Genomic DNA, 2,263 nt, shown 5'->3' with positions numbered 1-2,263 from the left:
GGGCAGGTCGATCGGCACGCCGCCGTCGGACAGGACGGCCAGCCCGCCGGGCGTGAGCAACTGGCCCGTGGGCGAGACCTCGAAGCTGCCGGCCCGGGTATAGGCCTCGGTGCCGTCGAGTCCCTGCACGGCAAACCAGGCGTTGCCCGCGGCCATGGCGTCCAGGTTGCGCTCCGTGCGCTGCACCGGGCCGGGCGTGCCCAGGTGGCCCGAGGTGGCCTCGAGCGCAAATACGCGGGTCTTGGCGCCATCGCCCTGCAGGGGCACCGAGCGGAAGGCCGACAACTGCGCGCGAAAACCTTCGGTGGAGACGTTCGCCAGGTTGTGCGCGAGCACGGCCTGGCGGTGCGCGGCGGCGCCGGCGCCGGTCATCGAGGTGTAGATGATGTGGTCCATGGCGGGGGCGGATCAGCGCAGGTTGACCAGGGTGGCCATCACCTGGTCCTGCGTCTTGATGGTTTGCGCGCTCGCCTGGTAGGCGCGCTGCGCGCTCATCATGTTCACCAGCTCGGCGGTCAGGTCGACGTTCGAGTCCTCGAGCGCGCCCGAGCGCAGCGCACCCAGGCTGCCCTCGCCCGCGACGCCCAGCACCGGCGGGCCCGACGCGAAGGTCGCGAGCCAGCTGTTCCCGCCCACGTCGGACAGGCCCTGCGGGTTGCGAAAGTTCGCCAGCGCAATCTGGCCTTCGGAGCGCGTCACGCCGTTCGAGTAGCGCGCCGTGATCATCCCGTTGCCCTCGATTTCCACGCCGGTCAGCTCGCCCGAGGTGTAGCCGTCCTGGCTCAGCTGCGAGACGGCGAACTTGGCGCCGAACTGGGTCACGCCGTCGAGCTTGAGCTGCACGGGATACGCGGGCAGGTTGTTCGGGTTCGGCGGCGTCGGGGCGACGTTCAGCGTGAGCGCGAAGCCGATGTTCGGTGGCGCGGCCCGGGGGCCGGTGATCGCGCCCTGGTTGTCAAAGCTGATCTGGCCAATGGGCGCGGCGACCACGGGCGGCGTCGCCGTGGGGTCGTCGAGCCGGTCGTACACGTTCCAGGTGTTGTTCGTTGTGGTCTTCTCGAAATACAGGCTCACCGGCTTGGCCACGCCCTGGCTGTCGTACACCTCGATGGACGTGCCATAGGTGGTGCGCGGCGTGGCGGCGAGGGGGGGCGTGGCCGCCGGGTTGCCGGCCGCCACGCCCGCGCGCGCGTCGAGGTTGAGCGCGGCCGTGATGCTGCGCGTCTGTTTCGCGGGAATCGGCGCCGAGGTGGGCAGGGCCAGCGCCACCGGGACGGTTCCCGTGCGCAGCCCGGTCGCCGGGTCCATGGGGTAGCCCATCACATGCGCCTGGCCGTTGGTGACCAGACGACCCTCCTTGTCGAGCTTGAAATTGCCCGAGCGGGTGTAGGCCGGCGTTCCGTCGGGCATGGTCAGCGTGAACAGGCCATTGCCATTGATCGCCACGTCCAGATTGTTTCCCGTGATCGACAGATTGCCCTGGAGGAACTGCTGCGCGATCGCGTCCGTCTCCACGCCAATGCCGGCGCTGGCGCCGTCCGCCGAACCGATGGCCGAGGCGACCATTTCGGCGAATTCGGCCCGCTGCGTCTTGAAGCCGACGGTGCTGGTGTTGGCGATGTTGTGCCCGATGACGTCGAGATTTTTGCCGGCGGCGTTCAGGCCCGACAGGCCCTGTTGGAAACCCATGATGTGCTCCTTTCCAATTGCAACCTAAACCAGGGCCTTGATCTGGCGGTAGCCGATGCTTTGGCCATTCGCCAGGGTCAGAACCAGTTGACCGTCCGCGTCGGTGCCGGCGGCGCTCACCTGGGACAGGCTCAGCGGGGTGCTCTCCAGCGCGTTCGCGCCGGCCGTGGCGGTGACGCGAAATTGCAGCGCGTCGCGCTCGTTCGGGTAGCGGCTCGCGTCCCATTCAAAGCTGTGGCGGCCCGCGGCCTGGGCGCCGAGATCCAGGCGCTCGAGCAGCCGGCCGCCCGGGGTCAGCACCTCGACCTGCACGTTGGTCGCGGGCGCGGCGATCTCGAAGCCCCCCTTGCCGGTCTTGCCAGCGACTGCGAGCGCCGAACCCTCGCTCAGCACGCTGCGGCCGACCAGCGCCGCGCCCTGCATGAATTGCAGCGCGCCGAACTGCGCGGCCATCCCCTGCACCGTCTGGTTGAGCTGCTCGATTCCGCTCACCGTGCTGATCTGCGCGATCTGCGAGGTCATCTGCGCGTTGTCCAGCGGGTTCATCGGGTCCTGGTTGTTCAGCTGCGCGACG

At 69.2% G+C, this 2,263-nt stretch carries 3 protein-coding genes; all 3 read right to left on the bottom strand.

Annotation, left to right across the window (positions count from 1 at the left end):
* Nucleotides 1-396 (bottom strand): flagellar hook-basal body complex protein (locus VTU_RS0105535; RefSeq protein ID WP_010101689.1); only part of this gene is annotated, 396 nt, incomplete at its 3' end.
* Between the two features lie 12 nt (nt 397-408).
* Nucleotides 409-1,689 (bottom strand): flagellar hook protein FlgE, encoded by a 1,281-nt coding sequence (gene flgE, locus VTU_RS0105530; RefSeq protein ID WP_010101687.1) that lies wholly within the window; start codon nt 1,687-1,689, stop codon nt 409-411.
* Between the two features lie 24 nt (nt 1,690-1,713).
* The coding region (locus tag VTU_RS0105525; protein WP_010101685.1) for a flagellar hook assembly protein FlgD at nt 1,714-2,263 on the bottom strand (550 nt) is incomplete at its 5' end.

The organism is Verminephrobacter aporrectodeae subsp. tuberculatae At4, from assembly GCF_000193225.1.
In the GTDB taxonomy this organism is placed as follows: domain Bacteria; phylum Pseudomonadota; class Gammaproteobacteria; order Burkholderiales; family Burkholderiaceae_C; genus Acidovorax; species Acidovorax aporrectodeae.
Note: the sequence above shows the minus strand (reverse complement) of the source record. Positions and strands in the feature narration are given on the sequence as shown.

Excerpts from the sequence above, each read along its gene's own strand:
- flgE (WP_010101687.1), bottom strand. The coding sequence starts at position 1,689 with ATGGGTTTCCAACAGGGCCTGTCGGGCCTGAACGCCGCCGGCAAAAAT.